Below are 17,907 nucleotides of genomic sequence, written 5' to 3' on the forward strand. Positions count from 1 at the left end.
AGCTAATATATTCTCCTATTCCGAGTAAAACAGACATATTTTTATAGGAAAACAATATACTTTTTCTGAGAAATAGGAAAATTATATTTAGAAAGTGGTCAGCAGATCAATGAAAATAGATCGTCTATTTCTTATTTTAAAGGAGATTGTACTTGTTTACTATATCAGCAATAATAAAGAAGAAAATACTATTTTCACTATCATTATGTCATTTCTCACTTAAAAAAAGGTTGTTTTTCTAGAATGAGAGAATTTTAGAACTAAAAAACAGGGCATAATATATTGTATTACAATTAAATACATTCAAAATAAGCTCCTGAGAATTAAAAAAATCCAGGTTCACGATCATTTGTACAGAAATAGAGCAAGGATTTGCAAATACGAAGACTTTAGAACATATCAATTGAACTCTCCTTATTTTAGTGTAACAAATTATTTCTGCAATATCAAATCTATCATTAAGAATAAATGCAATTAGAGAAGGAAATAGTTGTTATTTCAACTATGAAATATTAAAAATGTAATATATCTATTTTTACAATTGGATATACAACAATTATATACATAACAAACGTAATAAGAATATAGAGTATACGATTGTAATAAGACTGTTTTTAATAAAGTAATGATAAAATAACAAAGGTAATAGGATAGGGGTTAACGAGGATTAAAAATATTATTAAATAACTAATAATCAGCATATATATAACAATTTATATAATCTAACAGTTTATAAATAGAGAAATCAATGTGGAAACAATTGTAATATGGAATATATCACAGATAAAATTTCAATCTACACACATAATAACCAGAAATATACATAGTTTTATTAAAGTAGAAATACAGGGTTAAAATCTAGGTAATATATATCATTACATTTGTATAAATAACATTTGAAACAACACGTACACAATTGTAATATACAAGAAATCACATTTTTAATTTGCTTTTGTAACTTTCTTTTTTTACTTTTGTAATTCAAAAGAAAATCAATACAATTGTAAACGTCACCTATATCGCAACAGTTATGAGCATAAAAGATAGGTTCAAAATGATCATGGATCGGGAAAAATTAACCGCAGGCGCATTTGCCGAAAGTATTGGTGTAGCTCAAGCTACCATCTCACATATTTTAGGTCCGCGTAATAAGTATCCAAGTACAGAAGTTATTCTTCGTCTACATCAAAGATATAATGATATAAATTTGGAATGGCTACTTACCGGACAAGGTGAAATGAGTAATATGTCTTCCGATTCTGACTCTTCTATCGAGAGCGGATTTGACTATCCATTATTCGCTGAGAATTCCGTAAATCCGTCCAAAGAGACAGGTTCGGCCGAAAATCGCAAGGAAATCGCATTAGGAACGCCCGCAAATGCCCCTAAAGAGGTTGTAAAACAGGAGATTATCTATAAAGAAAGGCCTCCCAGAAAAATCACTGAAATAAGAATTTTCTTCGACGATAATACGTACGAGACGTTTAAACCCGAAAAGTAAGGCTCATAAACAACTATTTGCACAATTTCCCGTATCTTTGGATAAGATAAGCATCTCAGCAGAACTTTTTCATGCAAGCATGAAAGTTCTGCATTCGATTTGCATTATCTTTGTGCCCTGAATAAAATTCACCTCTTTATATAGGATAATGAAAAAATACATTTTAGATTTGACAGTGACTGAGAACGTCCGACTGCACGCTAATTATGTGCTATTGAAACTGACGTCTCCGTCTCCGCTTCCGGATATGCTTCCGGGACAATTTGCGGAAATACGTGTGGACGGATCTCCAACTACTTTTTTGCGCCGCCCCATTTCCATTAATTATGTAGATAGACAACGCAATGAAGTATGGTTTCTGATCCAACTGATTGGAGACGGAACTAGGCAATTAGGCGAAGCAAAAGCAGGAGACACGGTCAACGTAGTACTTCCTTTGGGAAATGGCTTCACAATGCCTGAAAAGGCTTCTAATAAGCTTCTGTTAGTAGGTGGAGGTGTTGGTACAGCTCCCATGCTCTATCTGGGCGAGCAATTAGCTAAAAACGGTAGTAGACCGACGTTCCTTCTGGGAGCAAGAAGCGACAAGGACCTGCTGCAACTGGAGCAGTTTGCAGCGTATGGTGATGTGTATACAACTACCGAGGACGGCAGTCATGGTGAAAAGGGATATGTGACACAACATTCCATATTGAATAAGGTGCAATTCGAGCAGATTTACACTTGTGGCCCTAAGCCCATGATGATGGCGGTGGCTAAATATGCCAGAAGTAAAGATATAGCTTGTGAAGTATCATTGGAAAATACAATGGCGTGTGGTATAGGTGCTTGCCTCTGTTGTGTAGAAAATACAACGGAAGGGCATTTATGTGTATGTAAAGAAGGTCCGGTTTTTAATATAAACAAACTATTATGGCAGATTTAAGTGTAAACATTGGAGAATTACAAATGAAGAATCCGGTAATGACGGCTTCCGGTACATTTGGGTATGGTGAAGAGTTTGCCGATTTCATTGATATTACGCGAATAGGTGGTATAATTGTAAAGGGCACGACTCTTCACAAACGTGAAGGTAACCCATATCCGCGTATGGCAGAAACTCCGTCAGGTATGCTAAACGCTGTGGGACTGCAAAATAAGGGAGTAAATTACTTTGTTGAACAGATATATCCGCGTATTAAGGACATCGAAACCAATATGATTGTAAATGTTTCGGGTTCTGCTATAGAAGATTATGTAAAAACAGCGGAAGCCATTAACGAACTTGACAAAATTCCTGCCATTGAATTGAACATCTCTTGCCCTAATGTGAAACAAGGTGGAATGGCTTTTGGCGTCACCGCAAAAGGAGCCGAAGAAGTGGTAAAAGCTGTGCGTGCAGCTTACAAAAAGACACTTATCGTAAAGCTGTCTCCCAACGTGACAAGCATCGCTGAAATAGCCCGTGCGGTAGAAAATGGCGGTGCAGACAGCGTTTCATTAATTAATACACTGCTTGGAATGGCTATAGACGCGGAACGCAGGCGTCCTATACTCTCTACCATAACAGGTGGTATGTCCGGCGCAGCAGTAAAACCAATCGCACTCCGCATGGTGTGGCAAGTTGCTCAGGCGGTAAAAATACCTGTCATAGGTTTAGGAGGTATCATGAACTGGAAAGACGCAGTGGAATTTATGCTTGCCGGAGCTTCAGCCATCCAAATCGGTACGGCAAATTTCATCGATCCGACAGTTACAATTAAAGTAGCGGAAGGTATAAACGACTACCTCGATAGACACGGATATAAGTCCGTGAAAGAAATTATTGGTGCGCTTGAGGTATAACTAATAACAAGTGAATATCATTCGCATCTGTTTTACATAAAAAAGGACATTCATTGCGAATGTCCTTTTTCTATTTTTATACAACTGATTTATTCCTCTCCCAGCAAATCCGGGCGGAGTCTGCGCGTCCGTTCCAAAGACTGTTGCAACTCCCATTCCTTAATCTTAGCCTCATGCCCGGATAATAAAATTTCCGGAACTTTCCAACCATTGTAATCGGCAGGTCTTGTATAGACCGGAGCAGCCAAAAGATTATCCTGGAACGAGTCGGACAAAGCTGACTGTTCATCGGAAATAACACCGGGGATAATACGAACAATAGCATCCGCCATCACTGCTGCCGCCAGTTCTCCACCGGTCAGCACATAGTCCCCAATACTGATTTCTTTAGTGATCAGATGCTCGCGAATGCGATAATCGATACCTTTAAAATGCCCGCAAAGAATAATAAGGTTCTGGACAAGTGAAAGTGTATTGGCCATTGGCTGATTGAACTGCTCACCATCAGGAGTCGTAAAAATGACCTCATCATACTCCCGTTCTGCCTTTAAGGCGTTGATACAGCGCTCTATAGGCTCTATTTTCATCACCATTCCGGCAAAACCGCCAAAAGGATAATCATCCACCCGTCGATATTTATCTTCAGTATAATCACGTAAATTATGAATATGTATTTCTGCAAGCCCTTTATTCTGAGCACGTTTCATAATGGAGCAATTGAAAAAGCCTTCAATCATCTCCGGTAGAACTGTTATTATATCAATGCGCATATTAATTTTAATTTTCTGCAAAAGTACAAATATTAGAGGAGAAACCTGTATTTTTGCGTTCAAACAATCTGAAATAGCTATGACTGCAAAAGAAAAGATAGATCAGCTCCGTGCCGAATTGCATCGGCACAACTACAATTATTACGTGTTGAATGCTCCCGAAATCTCTGACAAAGAGTTCGACGACATGATGCGGGAATTGCAGGAGATGGAGCGAGAACATCCTGAATATCAGGATGAAAATTCGCCAACCATGCGCGTAGGAAGCGATTTGAATAAGAATTTCACGCAAGTGACACACAAATATCCAATGCTTTCGTTGGGTAATACCTATTCCGAAGGTGAGGTATCCGACTTTTATGATCGCACTCAAAAAGCCCTGAACGAAGATTTTGAAATTTGTGCCGAGCTTAAATATGACGGTACTTCCATCTCACTGACATACGAAAACGGTAAATTAATACGTGCTGTAACCCGTGGTGACGGTGAAAAAGGCGATGATGTAACAGATAATGTGAAGACAATCCGTACTATCCCCCTTGTTTTGCATGGTGATTATCCCCAATTATTTGAAATCAGAGGGGAAATACTAATGCCGTGGGAAGTTTTTGAGGAACTAAACCGCGAAAAAGAAGCACGCGAAGAACCTCTTTTCGCTAATCCGCGTAATGCTGCATCAGGCACTTTGAAATTACAAAACTCTGCTATAGTTGCTTCCCGCAAACTGGATGCCTACCTTTATTATTTATTAGGCGAAGAACTTCCATGCGACGGACATTATGAAAACCTGCAGAAAGCCGCACAATGGGGATTCAAAATCTCCGACCATATGAAGAAGTGTCACAGCCTGCAGGAAGTATTCGATTACATCCATTATTGGGATACGGAACGGAAGAATTTACCTGTAGCCACGGATGGCATTGTTTTGAAAGTTAATAGTCTGAAACAGCAGAAAAACCTCGGTTTCACCGCAAAATCTCCTCGTTGGGCCATCGCATACAAGTTCCAGGCAGAGCGTGCATTGACCCGCTTAAACAAGGTGACTTACCAGGTGGGAAGAACCGGAGCAGTAACCCCTGTTGCCAACCTGGATCCGGTACAATTATCGGGTACTATCGTAAAACGTGCCTCTCTGCATAATGCAGATATCATTGAAGGGCTTGACTTGCATGTCGGCGATATGGTTTATGTAGAAAAAGGCGGTGAAATTATACCCAAAATTACCGGAGTAGATAAAGATGCCCGGAGTATGATGGCAGGTGAAAAAGTGAAGTTCATCACTCATTGCCCTGAATGTGGCAGCAAATTAATCCGTTACGAGGGAGAAGCTGCGCATTATTGCCCCAACGAAACGGCTTGTCCGCCTCAGATAAAAGGAAAGATCGAGCATTTCATCAGCCGGAAGGCTATGAACATTGACGGATTAGGCCCGGAAACTGTGGATACGTTCTACCGGTTAGGGCTCATTAAGGATACGGCAGATCTGTATAAGCTGACTGTGGACGATATCAAGCATCTAGACCGTATGGGAGATAAGTCGGCGGAAAATATCGTCAAGGGTATTGCCCAAAGTAGGGAAGTGCCTTTTGAGCGAGCGTTGTTCGCCCTCGGTATCCGCTTTGTCGGTGAAACTGTAGCAAAGAAAATAGCTAAGTCCTTCACTGACATAGAAGAACTGGAAAATGCAGATCTTGAAAGATTGATAAATATCGATGAAATCGGTGAGAAAATAGCGCAAAGTATCATTTCCTACTTCGCTAATCCTCTGAATAGAGAATTAATAGAGCGACTGAAAATTGCCGGATTACAGTTTAGCCGAAAGGAAGAAGACCTGAGCGGCTATACCGATAAACTTGTCGGACAGTCTATTGTAATCAGCGGCGTGTTTACCCATCACTCCAGAGACGAATATAAAGATTTAATAGAGAAGAATGGAGGAAAAAATGTAGGTAGCATTTCTGCCAAGACCAGTTTTATCCTAGCAGGAGAAAATATGGGACCCGCTAAATTAGAAAAAGCGCAAAAGCTGGGTGTACAGATAATGAGCGAAGATGAGTTTTTAGCGCTCATTTCGTAACATTTTTCCAGTGAAATCTTTTTTATAGCTTATATTTGCTGTAGAAATCGAAAATATTCGTACTTTTGCGAGTCATTTAATTAGAGATTACTTAAATTTCACTCATGATACAGACTAAATTGAAAGGAATGGGGGTAGCGCTGATTACTCCTTTTAAAGAGGATGAAAGCGTTGATTACGATGCATTGATACGTTTGGTGGACTATCAACTTCAAAACAATACTGATTTTTTGTGTGTGCTGGGCACCACAGCAGAAACTCCGACACTGACGGAAGAAGAAAAAAAGAAAATCAAGAAAATGGTCATCGAACGCGTAAATGGTCGGATACCTATCCTGCTCGGTGTTGGTGGAAATAATACGCGTGCCATTGTGGACACGCTTCAAAACGACGATTTTACCGGAGTAGATGCCATTCTGTCTGTTGTTCCCTATTATAATAAACCTTCTCAGGAAGGTATTTATCAACATTATAAAGCAATTGCAGAGGCTACAGAGCTTCCAATTGTACTCTATAATGTTCCCGGCCGTACCGGTGTAAATATGAAAGCAGAAACCACGCTGCGCATTGCCCGTGACTTCAAAAATGTTATTGCTATCAAAGAAGCTTCCGGTGACATCACTCAAATGGATGATATCATCAAGAATAAACCAGCTAATTTTGACGTTATTTCGGGAGATGATGGTATTACCTTCCCTTTGATTACCTTGGGAGCTGTTGGCATCATATCGGTCATCGGAAATGCATTTCCACGCGAATTTAGCCGCATGGTAAGACTGGCATTGCGAGGAGATTATGCAAATGCATTGACTATCCACCATAAATTTGCCGAGTTATTCAAGCTTCTTTTTGTGGATGGCAATCCGGCAGGCGTAAAAGCAATGTTGAATGTTATGGGAATGATTGAGAATAAACTTCGCCTCCCGCTTGTGCCTACCAGGATTACTACTTTTGAAGCCATGCGGAAGATTTTGGATGAGTTAAACATTAAATGCTAAGAAAAAACAAAGATACTTCTTTATAAAACATCCCCTGAGATAGATTATTTCATATCAGGGGATGTTTTTTTCGTCTCACAAGCTGATTTTTACTGTCTCATGAGACGGATGTATTCATCTCAGGAAAGAAATTAATACTTATATCTGCACAAGCACACAGTTATATCTGTATCAACTCACACACATATTTGCATGAGTCTACACAGATATAACTGTTACCCTACGGTGTATAGCAAAAAACCTCTGCAAATTACTTTGCAGAGGTTTTTCGTGATCGCGACAGGATTCAAACCTGTAACCGGCTGATCCGTAGTCAGCTACTCTATTCAGTTGAGCTACGCGGCCTTTTCGTTTAACGGGTGCAAAGATACGGACTTTTTCCGAAACTGCAAGCATTCTACAAACTTTTTTTGAAGAAAATTATTCGATGAAACGGTAATTAAACAGTTGCCAGCCGATACTCAGCCCCACATTCCATTCCCTTCTCGGTGAGCTATAATGATTTACATAAGCAGAGATCGCTCCAAAAGGTAATTGGCAAATAACAGAAACTTCTCCCATATATTCTACCTTTGAGAAAGCTTTTCCATAAAATGCTTTGTTTTGCGTATTCTTCTCGATAGGAAAAATAGGCATAAATCCATAAAATTCTCCTCTCAGATGAAACATATCATTGAAAATGAACATAGGCTTGATACCGGCAGCCAAAAACTGATTGGCACGGAAAGCCTCATTATACATCAGCTTACTATGCGGAGTCGGTGAAAACTCTGCAGCCTGCATCATTGTTGCCGTAAAATTCTCCGAGAAGTTTCTCGATGAATACAGCGCTTCCGCCATCCATCCCAAAACAAATTTAGGCGCCATACTATGATATGCTTCTTTCATATAAGAAATCTGTAACCATGATTGCCGTTCCTGTGTAACAGGCTGTTCTGTCGGATTTCCAGGCTTATATCTTTCTTTTCCCGTAAAAATCTGAGCTATTAATTTCTCGTTATATCCTTTTGTAGCGTATTGACGAGAATTCAGTGTACTTCCATAAAAACTAATAGAACCGCCTATAAGCCTGTATAAGCTCCTGTCCGAACGGTCTTCTTCAAAGTTTATCACACTGGATTGAAAATAGTTATCTTGCAATTTCCCAATACCAAAGCCAAATTCAGCCCGTTTATTCGCTAAGAACGGTAAAGCGATAATCAACTTCAGAAATCGTTCATCCTTTGAATTAAAGGAAGGTTTATCGTTTTTAGAGAACAGTTTCTCCTTCTTGTAATAATCAAAAGTACTGATAGACGCAATAAGCCGATATGAAGTAGGAATATGAGTAGGCAAGTCTATACGCGCCATCAGTTGGGCATTATTATAAACTTTACCCAATTGGCCATCAAACGTAAACTCTTTAGCATAATAATTTAAGTTCTGATAGCCCAATCCCAGATATATCTGATTGGAACTCGTCGTAGACACACTACCCCCCAAGCGGACAGAGAAATTATCCTCCATCTTTACTTTCAGATGCAAATCGTACATATCGGTTTCCTCATTGAATACCGCCTTCGGAATGATTTCCGATATCATGTTATCCGCAAGTAAACGGAAATATCCACGCTTCAGATCTTCGTAAGTGAATGGTTCATCTTCTTCATCATGAAATTCCTTCTGAATATAAGCCTGTTGCTGGGGGTTAGCTCCATCAATATAAATTTTCTGGAAATAGAGCTGCGGCAGATTACTGCGATAAACCAAACGGCGTAAACGCACATTATCTGCATTCACCCTACGATGAATACGCCCCTTTATAGAATCCATCAGGCTAAGAGTGCGATTGTAACCTATATCATGGAGTTCCTGAAGACGGTCGAAATCAAGTAAGTTCACATCATCATACTTGAATGTCATGAGGATGCCGACAGAATCCGGAATAGAATAGTCCGTCTTCTGCATCACCATGTTCTCAATCTGACTCATAAGGTCATTTTCTTTAGGCTTGGATGGATTAGCAGCCACCACACTACCAATGATAATATCCGGATGAAAATCATCCCGCATTACATCTGTTGGAAAGTTATTGTAAATACCACCATCATAAGCCAGCACGCTATCTATCTCAATAGGCTTAAAAACAAACGGGAAACTCATAGAAGCACGGACAGCATCTCCCAGGTCACCTTTCCCTAACACTATTTGCCGTTTATTGTATACATCGGAAGCGATACAGCGGAAAGGAACAAACAGCCTATCAAAATCACCGTCACAAGCAGCCGTAGCACGGGCAAAAAGCTCCACAAACACCAGATTCATTTGGATGGGGTTAACCATACTGGTCGGTAATTGCGGTTTGACATTCAAGGAGTCCTTAAAATCAAAGCGGATATTAAAAAACTCCGGTGTGGGAATACTTTTCTTGAAATAATAGGCATATTTAGGTTCTACTTTTCCCGAATACCAGCGTTTAAAGTCTTCTGAACGCAACAAAGCCTCCATATCATCGGGAGAGTATCCCATGGCATACAACGAACCGATAATGGCTCCCATGGATGTACCGGTAATATAATCGATAGGGATATTGTTTTCTTCCAAAGCCCGAATGATGCCGATATGCGTCATACCTTTCGCACCACCACCACTCAATACAAGTCCAACTTTTTGGGCATGCAACATGGGCAGCAACAAGAAACAAAACGATAAAAGCAAAAGAATTCTTTTCATACTTCAAAGTTCCGAGCTGAAAATATATTATTATCAAAGCTCAAATATATGCAATTGTTTCGAAATTGGACGTATCCAACGCTAAAAAACAAGCATTCCCACACAAAATATACGAAAAAAGGAGCATTACAACTTTTATAAAAGTTGCAATGCTCCCGGCATATAGATTGTGAATAAAGGGCGTATTTAGATTAGCTCGATGCTTCTCTTCACAAAATTATTCAAAGCTTCACCTTTCAGCATGCCATTTTGCAGCAATGCCAGGTCAATCAATTGGCGGACAACTTTATTTTTAGCAGCATATCCGGCAAAGACTTCGTCTTTCTTTGTTTTCAGTTCTTCCCACTTCTGATCCAATCCGTTCACTTCGTCTTTTTCAGCAGTAGAAATTTCTTCGTCTTTCTTACCTTTTTGTTTATCTTTCAGCTCATTACGACGTTTGTCTACGTCATTCATTTCTTGCTGAATAGGAGCTACAGCAGAGTCGCATTCTTTTTCTTCGTCTGCAAGAACTTCTTTCACCAGTTTGTGATCTGAATTCAGCACAAGGTTGAACATATCGGGCATTTCTCCATAGAAACTCATACCAGCCTGAATATTAGCCATTTCTTTCATACGGCGCATATATTCACTTTGGGTAATCATCACAGGAGAAGAGTTTTCACCCAAAGCCTGCGCAGTGATATTAAACTCAACCTTTTCCAGCTTAGGCAACTGGCTCTTGAACACAGCAGAAAGAGCTTCTTGTTTGCCTGCTTCCAGAGTTTCACCTTTCTTATCTTCTTTGATAATCAGATTATCGATAACATCACTATCTACACGGGTAAAGCGAGATTTCTCAAACTTTTGCTCCAACATGCTTACTACAGCAATATCCAGTTGGCCATCCATCAGCAATACATTATATCCCTTGTTCTTAGCAGCCTCGATATAGCTGAATTGCTCATCTTTATGATTAGCATACAAATAGATCAAATTGCCATCTTTATCAGTCTGATTATCTTTGATCAGCTTCTGATACTCTTCAAATGTATAGCATTTACCATCCGTATCGGTGAAAAGGGCAAAATCTTTTGCTCTGTCATAGAAGTCTTCCTGAGTAAGCATTCCGTAATTGATGAAAATCTTTAGGTCATTCCACTTTTCCTCGAACTGTTTGCGATCATTTTTGAAGATAGATTGCAAACGATCAGATACTTTCTTTGTGATATATGTCGAAATTTTCTTCACGTTAGAGTCGCTCTGTAAATAAGAGCGGGATACATTCAACGGAATATCCGGAGAATCGAGCACACCATGCAACAGTGTCAGAAAGTCAGGTACGATACCTTCTACTGAATCCGTAACGTATACCTGGTTACTATAAAGTTGTATCTTATTCTTATTCAATTCGATATTGCTCTTTACTTTCGGGAAATAGAGGATACCTGTCAGATGGAACGGATAATCTACATTCAGATGTATCCAGAACAGAGGTTCATCAGACATCGGATACAGGTCACGATAGAACTTCTTATAATCTTCATCCTTCAGTTCGCTGGGTTTCAATGTCCACAACGGATTGCTGTCATTGATGATGTTATCTTCGTCTGTTTCAACCTGTTTTCCATCTTTCCAGTCTTTCTTTTTGCCAAAAGCAATAGGTATGGGAAGGAAACTACAATATTTCTTCAACAGAGAAGAAATGCGGGCCTCTTCCAGGAATTCTTTACTTTCATCGTCAATGTAAAGTACTATATCTGTACCACGGTCAGCTTTATCAATGTTCTCAATGGTGAACTCCGGACTGCCATCGCAACTCCATTTCACTGCTTGAGCACCTTCTTTATGAGATTTCGTGATAATTTCCACTTTCTTAGCCACCATGAAAGCTGAATAAAAGCCTAAACCGAAGTGACCGATAATTGCATTAGCATCATTCTTATACTTCTCCAGGAAATCGTTGGCACCTGAAAAAGCAATTTGGTTGATATATTTGTCGATTTCTTCGGCAGTCAAACCAATACCACGGTCTGAAACAGTAATTGTATCTTTTCCTAAAGACACATGTACGGTCAAATCGCCAACTTCACCTTTAAACTCGCCAATAGAGGCTAAGGTTTTCAATTTCTGCGTAGCATCTACGGCATTAGAAACTAACTCGCGGAGAAAAATTTCATGATCGCTGTACAAGAACTTTTTGATAACGGGGAAAATGTTTTCGGTAGTTACCCCAATATTTCCTTTTTGCATACTACTTATGATTTATATTTTTAAGTTTATATATTTAATCGTTTGGCAAGTGTAATGCAAAAAAAATGCCAGTCCATAAGGACTGACATTTTGACTGTTTATCATCTTCTAAGAAGACTTCATTTTCAGGCTTTCTTGATGTCCAGTTCTCCTTTTTCTTCGTTCAAAGAGACAGAAATCGTATCACCCGTCTGCAATTCGGAAGAAATAATCAATTCCGAAAGTCCATCTTCCAGATAAGTCTGGATGGCACGCTTCAACGGGCGGGCACCAAACTGCACATCATATCCTTTAGATGCCATGAACGTCTTGGCTTTAGCATCAATAACAAGCTTATATCCAAGAGATTCCACGCGCTCATACAAGCCTTTCAACTCGATATCGATAATCTTTTCGATAGCATCCAGCGAAAGCTGGTCGAAAGTAATAATCTCGTCGACACGGTTCAGAAACTCAGGGGCAAACGACTTATTCAAAGCCTTTTGTATCACGCCGCGTGAATATTCTTTATCATCCGTACGATTCTGAGCGGCAAAACCTACACCACGACCGAAGTCTTTCAATTGACGTGTACCGATGTTAGAAGTCATGATAACCACTGTATTCTTAAAGTCTACAGTTCTGCCATAACTGTCAGTCAGACGACCTTCATCCATCAGTTGTAACAAGATGTTGAATACATCCGGATGGGCTTTCTCAATCTCGTCCAACAATACGATAGAGTAAGGTTTACGACGCACTTTCTCTGTCAACTGTCCGCCTTCTTCGTATCCTACGTATCCCGGAGGTGCACCAACAAGACGAGAAACGGTAAACTTCTCCATATATTCACTCATATCCACACGTATCAGCGCATCGGCAGAGCCAAACATATATTTCGCCAACTGTTTCGCCAAGTGAGTTTTACCTACACCCGTAGGCCCCAGGAACAAGAATGTTCCGATAGGACGGTTAGGATCTTTCAATCCTACACGACTACGCAGAATAGCCTTCGTCACCTTTTCAATAGCCGGGTCCTGAGCTATAACTTTAGCTTGCAGCTCTTCTTTCATACCCGCCAACTTGATACCTTCAGCCTGCGCCATACGCTGTACAGGCACACCGGACATCATAGAAACCACATTCGCAATTTCCTCTTCACCAACTATCTGGCGATCATCTTTTAAGCGAGCTTCCCATTCAGCCTTCATCTCTTCCAAACGAGCAGAAAACTCTTTCTCATGATCACGGAAGCTGGCAGCAAGTTCGAAATTCTGCGATTTCACTGCATCCGCCTTTTGTTGGCGGGCTTCTTCGATCAGCTTCTCCTGTTCTTCAATCTCTTTCGGAACAGTAATGTTTGTCAGATGGACGCGCGAACCGGCTTCGTCCAAAGCATCAATAGCCTTATCCGGGAAATTGCGATCAGTAATGTAGCGGTCTGTCAACTTGACACATGCTTCCAGCGCTTCATCCGTATAAGTCACATTATGATGGTCTTCGTACTTCTCTTTGATATTCTTCAATATCTGGAGCGTTTCCTCGGCAGTAGTCGGTTCAACAATCACTTTCTGAAAACGGCGTTCCAAAGCACCGTCCTTTTCTATATTCTTCCGGTACTCATCAAGGGTAGTGGCACCTATACATTGTATTTCGCCACGTGCCAATGCAGGTTTCAGCATATTGGCAGCATCCATAGAACCGGCAGCTGCTCCGGCACCCACAATCGTGTGAATCTCGTCAATAAACAGAATAACATTCGGATTCTTCTGTAACTCATTAATGATAGAACGAATACGCTCCTCAAACTGTCCGCGATACTTGGTTCCGGCTACTACAGAAGCCATATCAAGCATTACCACACGTTTATCAAACAGAATACGGGATACTTTCTTCTGAACAATACGTAATGCTAATCCCTCTACAATAGCTGATTTACCTACACCAGGTTCACCTATCAATACCGGATTATTCTTCTTACGACGGCTCAATATCTGAGCCAACCGCTCGATTTCACGTTCACGACCTACCACAGGATCCAGTCTACCTTCTTCCGCAGCCCGGGTCATATCCATACCAAAGTTATCCAATACCGGAGTATCATTGGATGGTTTCTTAGACGCTGTTTGCGTAGAAGACTGTGAACTACCACTTTGAGAAGAACGTGAAGACATGTTCATTTCATCTTCTTCCTCGTCATCATCTTCCGTAAATCCCATACCTGCGTTAGGGCTAGCTTTCATAGAAAGCTGTTCGAACACTGACTTATAATCTATATTATTTTCTTCCAATACCGTAGCGGCCAAATTATTACCGTCTTTCAAGATAGCCAGCAATACATGTTCAGTATCAGCAGTGGCACTCTTCAGCAGACGAGCCTCGAGTATACACATTTTCAATATCTTAGCTGCCATAGGAGACAATGGAATGTCTGCATCGGGCAACAAGTTATCATCTTCAATCTCTTTTAAAAAACCTTCCAGACGTTTCTTAACTCTGTTTAGGTCTATATCCAGTTTCTGCAATATTTCTATAGCTTTCCCTCCGCCGTCTCGCAACATGCCGAGTAGAAGATGCTCCGGACCGATATATCTATTCTTCAGCCGGTTAGCTTCTTCCTTGCTGTAAGTGATAATGTCAGAAACTCTTTGTGAAAACTGATTATTCATACTTAATATTCTCCTTCCTTATTCTAAGGTGTTACTTAATACAAAGATACGCATTTATAATTTCCAGTACGTATTCTATCGTTTTATTTATTATTTATATACAAAACCCGTGCCACAGTTTATATCCGTTCATCAGTATCATACTAAAATGCTTTCATTCTTGTGAAAAAGCTCCTTATTAATACCTTATTTATATATTATAACCCGTTGGCGGAATTAGAGGCTGTTCAGCATCCAGTCAGAGCCGTACCAAAGAGGGATCAAAACCCTGTTTGCTCCGTATCCTCTCCGTACAGAGGTACCTCTAACCGAACTTGCTACGGAGATGGTACGGACCAGGTACTGCCTAACTCCAGTCTTGGTCTCTATTAGGGCACAGGGAAGAAGCCATTAATTCCGCCAACGGGTTATATTATAAGAACAAAGTAGGTGTTGTTATAAGAACAAAGTAGGTGAGAGAATGGTTCTGGAATAAAGTTTATGGGTGAAAACTTTTGTATATCGTAAAAAAGCAGTACTTTAGCGTGGTTTTTCATGAACCAAAGTATGTATAATTAATAATCTTTTTAAATGCTTGAACAAGACAGAATTATAAAGATTAACATCGAGGAGGAAATGAAGTCATCGTACATTGACTACTCCATGTCGGTCATCGTTTCGCGTGCCCTTCCGGATGTTAGAGATGGTTTTAAGCCTGTCCACCGTAGAATTCTCTTCGGAATGATGGGACTGGGAAATACGTCTGATAAACCTTATAAAAAATCAGCCAGAGTTGTAGGTGAAGTATTGGGTAAGTATCACCCGCATGGTGACTCTTCCGTTTACGGTGCATTAGTTCGTATGGCACAGCCTTGGGCAATGCGTTACATGGTGGTAGATGGCCAGGGTAACTATGGTTCGGTAGACGGCGATAGCGCAGCAGCTATGCGTTACACCGAGTGTCGCTTGCGCAAGATTGGTGAAGATATGATGCAAGACCTCGACAAAGAAACCGTTGATATGCAGAACAACTTTGACGATTCTTTGCAGGAGCCTACCGTTATGCCTACCCGTATTCCAAACCTTTTGGTAAACGGTGCTTCTGGTATTGCTGTAGGTATGGCAACCAATATGCCGACACACAACCTTTCAGAGGTTATTGATGCTTGCATCGCATACATCGAGAACAATGATATTGAGATAGAGGAGTTGATGAACTATGTGAAAGCTCCCGATTTCCCAACAGGAGGATATATATATGGTATGAGTGGCGTACGCGAGGCATATCTTACTGGTCGCGGTCGCGTTATCATGCGTGCAAGAGCAGAAATTGAAACCAGTTCTACACATGACAAAATTGTCATCACGGAAATCCCGTATGGTGTCAATAAGGCGGAACTGATCAAGAATATCGCTGATTTAGCCAATGATAAGAAAATAGAAGGTATTTCCAATGCCAATGATGAGTCTGACCGTGAAGGTATGCGTATCGTGATTGATATCAAACGTGATGCCAACGCCAGCGTAGTCTTGAATAAGCTCTATAAGATGACGTTATTACAGACTTCTTTTAGTGTGAACAACGTAGCATTGGTACACGGACGTCCCCGTTTGCTGAATCTGAAAGACATGATTAAGTACTTCGTAGAACATCGCCATGAGGTGGTTATCCGTCGTACTCAATATGACTTACGTAAGGCTAAAGAACGTGCTCATATATTAGAAGGCTTAATCATAGCATCAGATAATATCGATGAAGTAATCCGCATCATCCGTGCTGCAAAGACACCTAATGATGCCATTGCTGGCTTGATGGAACGCTTCCAATTAACTGAAATTCAGTCTCGTGCTATCGTAGAAATGCGTTTGCGCCAATTAACCGGACTGATGCAAGATCAGCTCCACGCTGAATATGAAGAAGTAATGAAACTGATAGCTTATTACGAAGAAATTCTTTCAAATGACGAACTTTGCCGCAAAGTTATTACTGATGAATTAATTGAAGTAAAAGCAAAATACGGAGATGAACGTCGTTCTGAGATTGTTTATTCATCCGAAGAATTCAATCCGGAAGATTTCTATGCAGATGACGAAATGATTATCACCATTTCTCATATGGGCTATATTAAACGTACTCCATTGAGTGAGTTCCGTGCTCAAAACCGTGGTGGAGTAGGCTCCAAGGGTACAGATACCCGCGATGCAGACTTTATTGAACACATATATCCGGCAACCATGCACAATACCATGATGTTCTTTACTCAAAAGGGTAAGTGCTATTGGCTCAAAGTATATGAAATCCCTGAAGGTACCAAGAATTCCAAGGGACGTGCTATCCAGAACTTGCTGAATATTGATTCTGATGATGCTGTAAACGCATATTTGCGTGTGAAGAACCTTTCTGACACAGACTTCATCAACAGCCATTATGTCTTATTCTGTACCAAGAATGGTGTTATCAAGAAGACATTACTTGAACAGTATTCCCGCCCTCGCCAGAATGGTGTAAACGCTATTACTATCCGTGAGGACGATCGCGTTATCGAAGTACGTATGACTAACGGTGACAACGAAATTATCATTGCCAATCGTAACGGACGTGCTATTCGCTTCCACGAAAGTGCTGTACGCGTTATGGGACGTACTGCAACCGGTGTGCGTGGTATGACACTTGACGAAGACGGACAAGATGAAGTGGTAGGAATGATTTGTATCAAAGATCCTGAAGCAGAAACCATTATGGTAGTTTCTGAACAAGGCTATGGTAAACGTTCTGATATCGAAGACTACCGTAAGACTAATCGTGGAGGCAAGGGTGTTAAGACGATGAATATCACCGATAAAACAGGTAAATTGGTAACAATTAAGTCTGTAACAGATGATAATGACCTAATGATTATCAATAAATCTGGTATCACCATTCGTCTGAAAGTTGCTGATGTCCGTATTATGGGTCGTGCTACTCAGGGTGTTCGTCTGATCAATCTTGAAAAGAGAAACGATGAGATCGGTTCAGTATGTAAGGTTACATCAGAAAGTATGGAAGATGAAATACCTGTTGATGATGAAAATTCTCCGATTCCGCCTACTATAAATGAAGTAGAAGGAGAGGAGAAAGACTATAACTCTGATAATGAAGTCAATAATGAAGATGAAGAATAGACAT

The 17,907-nt window shown here is 40.3% G+C and carries 10 protein-coding genes and 1 tRNA gene; 6 read left to right on the top strand and 5 right to left on the bottom strand.

The annotated features are described in order from the left end of the window. Positions 1-1,030 precede the first annotated feature (1,030 nt). The 3 genes from DW182_RS04290 (at position 1,031) to DW182_RS04300 (ending at position 3,325) form a co-directional block, all read left to right on the top strand. Positions 1,031-1,501, top strand: coding sequence for a helix-turn-helix domain-containing protein (locus DW182_RS04290; RefSeq protein ID WP_115503378.1), 471 nt, complete (start codon positions 1,031-1,033; stop codon positions 1,499-1,501). Positions 1,502-1,649: 148 nt separating this feature from the next. Beyond that, complete coding sequence (locus DW182_RS04295) at positions 1,650-2,426, top strand: dihydroorotate dehydrogenase electron transfer subunit (protein ID WP_115503379.1); 777 nt, start codon at positions 1,650-1,652, stop codon at positions 2,424-2,426. Further along, the gene (locus DW182_RS04300) at positions 2,414-3,325 is read left to right on the top strand and encodes a dihydroorotate dehydrogenase (protein ID WP_115503380.1); all 912 of its coding nucleotides are present in this window, start codon (positions 2,414-2,416) and stop codon (positions 3,323-3,325) included. Before DW182_RS04295 ends, DW182_RS04300 begins: the two co-directional genes overlap by 13 nt. 89 nt (positions 3,326-3,414) lie before the next feature. Here DW182_RS04300 and trmD read toward each other — a convergent pair whose 3' ends face one another. Then, positions 3,415-4,095, bottom strand: a complete 681-nt coding sequence (trmD, locus tag DW182_RS04305) for a tRNA (guanosine(37)-N1)-methyltransferase TrmD (RefSeq protein ID WP_118294821.1) — start codon at positions 4,093-4,095, stop codon at positions 3,415-3,417. A gap of 79 nt (positions 4,096-4,174) precedes the next feature. Between trmD and ligA the strand changes: the two genes are divergently transcribed. Then, positions 4,175-6,172 (top strand): NAD-dependent DNA ligase LigA, encoded by a 1,998-nt coding sequence (gene ligA, locus DW182_RS04310; RefSeq protein ID WP_118294773.1) that lies wholly within the window; start codon positions 4,175-4,177, stop codon positions 6,170-6,172. Between the two features lie 104 nt (positions 6,173-6,276). After that, positions 6,277-7,170 (top strand): 4-hydroxy-tetrahydrodipicolinate synthase, encoded by an 894-nt coding sequence (dapA, locus tag DW182_RS04315; protein ID WP_007214232.1) that lies wholly within the window; start codon positions 6,277-6,279, stop codon positions 7,168-7,170. Positions 7,171-7,441: 271 nt separating this feature from the next. Here dapA and DW182_RS04320 read toward each other — a convergent pair. From DW182_RS04320 to DW182_RS04335, 4 genes are all read right to left on the bottom strand, one after another. After that, a tRNA-Arg gene (locus DW182_RS04320) sits at positions 7,442-7,515 on the bottom strand. A gap of 75 nt (positions 7,516-7,590) precedes the next feature. Next, on the bottom strand, positions 7,591-9,882 hold the full coding sequence (locus tag DW182_RS04325; protein ID WP_115503382.1) for a patatin-like phospholipase family protein: 2,292 nt from the start codon (positions 9,880-9,882) through the stop codon (positions 7,591-7,593). A gap of 186 nt (positions 9,883-10,068) precedes the next feature. Beyond that, complete coding sequence (gene htpG / locus DW182_RS04330; RefSeq protein ID WP_118294774.1) at positions 10,069-12,114, bottom strand: molecular chaperone HtpG; 2,046 nt, start codon at positions 12,112-12,114, stop codon at positions 10,069-10,071. 125 nt (positions 12,115-12,239) lie between these two features. Further along, positions 12,240-14,762 carry an ATP-dependent Clp protease ATP-binding subunit gene (locus DW182_RS04335; protein WP_007218560.1) on the bottom strand — a complete coding sequence of 841 codons (2,523 nt, stop codon included), beginning with the start codon at positions 14,760-14,762 and terminating at the stop codon, positions 12,240-12,242. Between the two features lie 570 nt (positions 14,763-15,332). On the opposite strand from DW182_RS04335, the gene gyrA reads away from it, so the two are divergent. After that, positions 15,333-17,903, top strand: coding sequence for a DNA gyrase subunit A (gyrA, locus tag DW182_RS04340; protein WP_118294775.1), 2,571 nt, complete (start codon positions 15,333-15,335; stop codon positions 17,901-17,903). Positions 17,904-17,907 lie beyond the last annotated feature (4 nt).

Source organism: Bacteroides sp. AM16-24, from assembly GCF_003471885.1.
Lineage (GTDB): Bacteria > Bacteroidota > Bacteroidia > Bacteroidales > Bacteroidaceae > Bacteroides.

Coding starts and splice junctions, on each gene's coding strand:
- DW182_RS04290 (WP_115503378.1), top strand. CDS start 1,031: ATGAGCATAAAAGATAGGTTCAAAATGATCATGGATCGGGAAAAATTA.
- DW182_RS04295 (WP_115503379.1), top strand. CDS start 1,650: ATGAAAAAATACATTTTAGATTTGACAGTGACTGAGAACGTCCGACTG.
- DW182_RS04300 (WP_115503380.1), top strand. CDS start 2,414: ATGGCAGATTTAAGTGTAAACATTGGAGAATTACAAATGAAGAATCCG.
- trmD (WP_118294821.1), bottom strand. CDS start 4,095: ATGCGCATTGATATAATAACAGTTCTACCGGAGATGATTGAAGGCTTT.
- ligA (WP_118294773.1), top strand. CDS start 4,175: ATGACTGCAAAAGAAAAGATAGATCAGCTCCGTGCCGAATTGCATCGG.
- dapA (WP_007214232.1), top strand. CDS start 6,277: ATGATACAGACTAAATTGAAAGGAATGGGGGTAGCGCTGATTACTCCT.
- DW182_RS04325 (WP_115503382.1), bottom strand. CDS start 9,882: ATGAAAAGAATTCTTTTGCTTTTATCGTTTTGTTTCTTGTTGCTGCCC.
- htpG (WP_118294774.1), bottom strand. CDS start 12,114: ATGCAAAAAGGAAATATTGGGGTAACTACCGAAAACATTTTCCCCGTT.
- DW182_RS04335 (WP_007218560.1), bottom strand. CDS start 14,762: ATGAATAATCAGTTTTCACAAAGAGTTTCTGACATTATCACTTACAGC.
- gyrA (WP_118294775.1), top strand. CDS start 15,333: ATGCTTGAACAAGACAGAATTATAAAGATTAACATCGAGGAGGAAATG.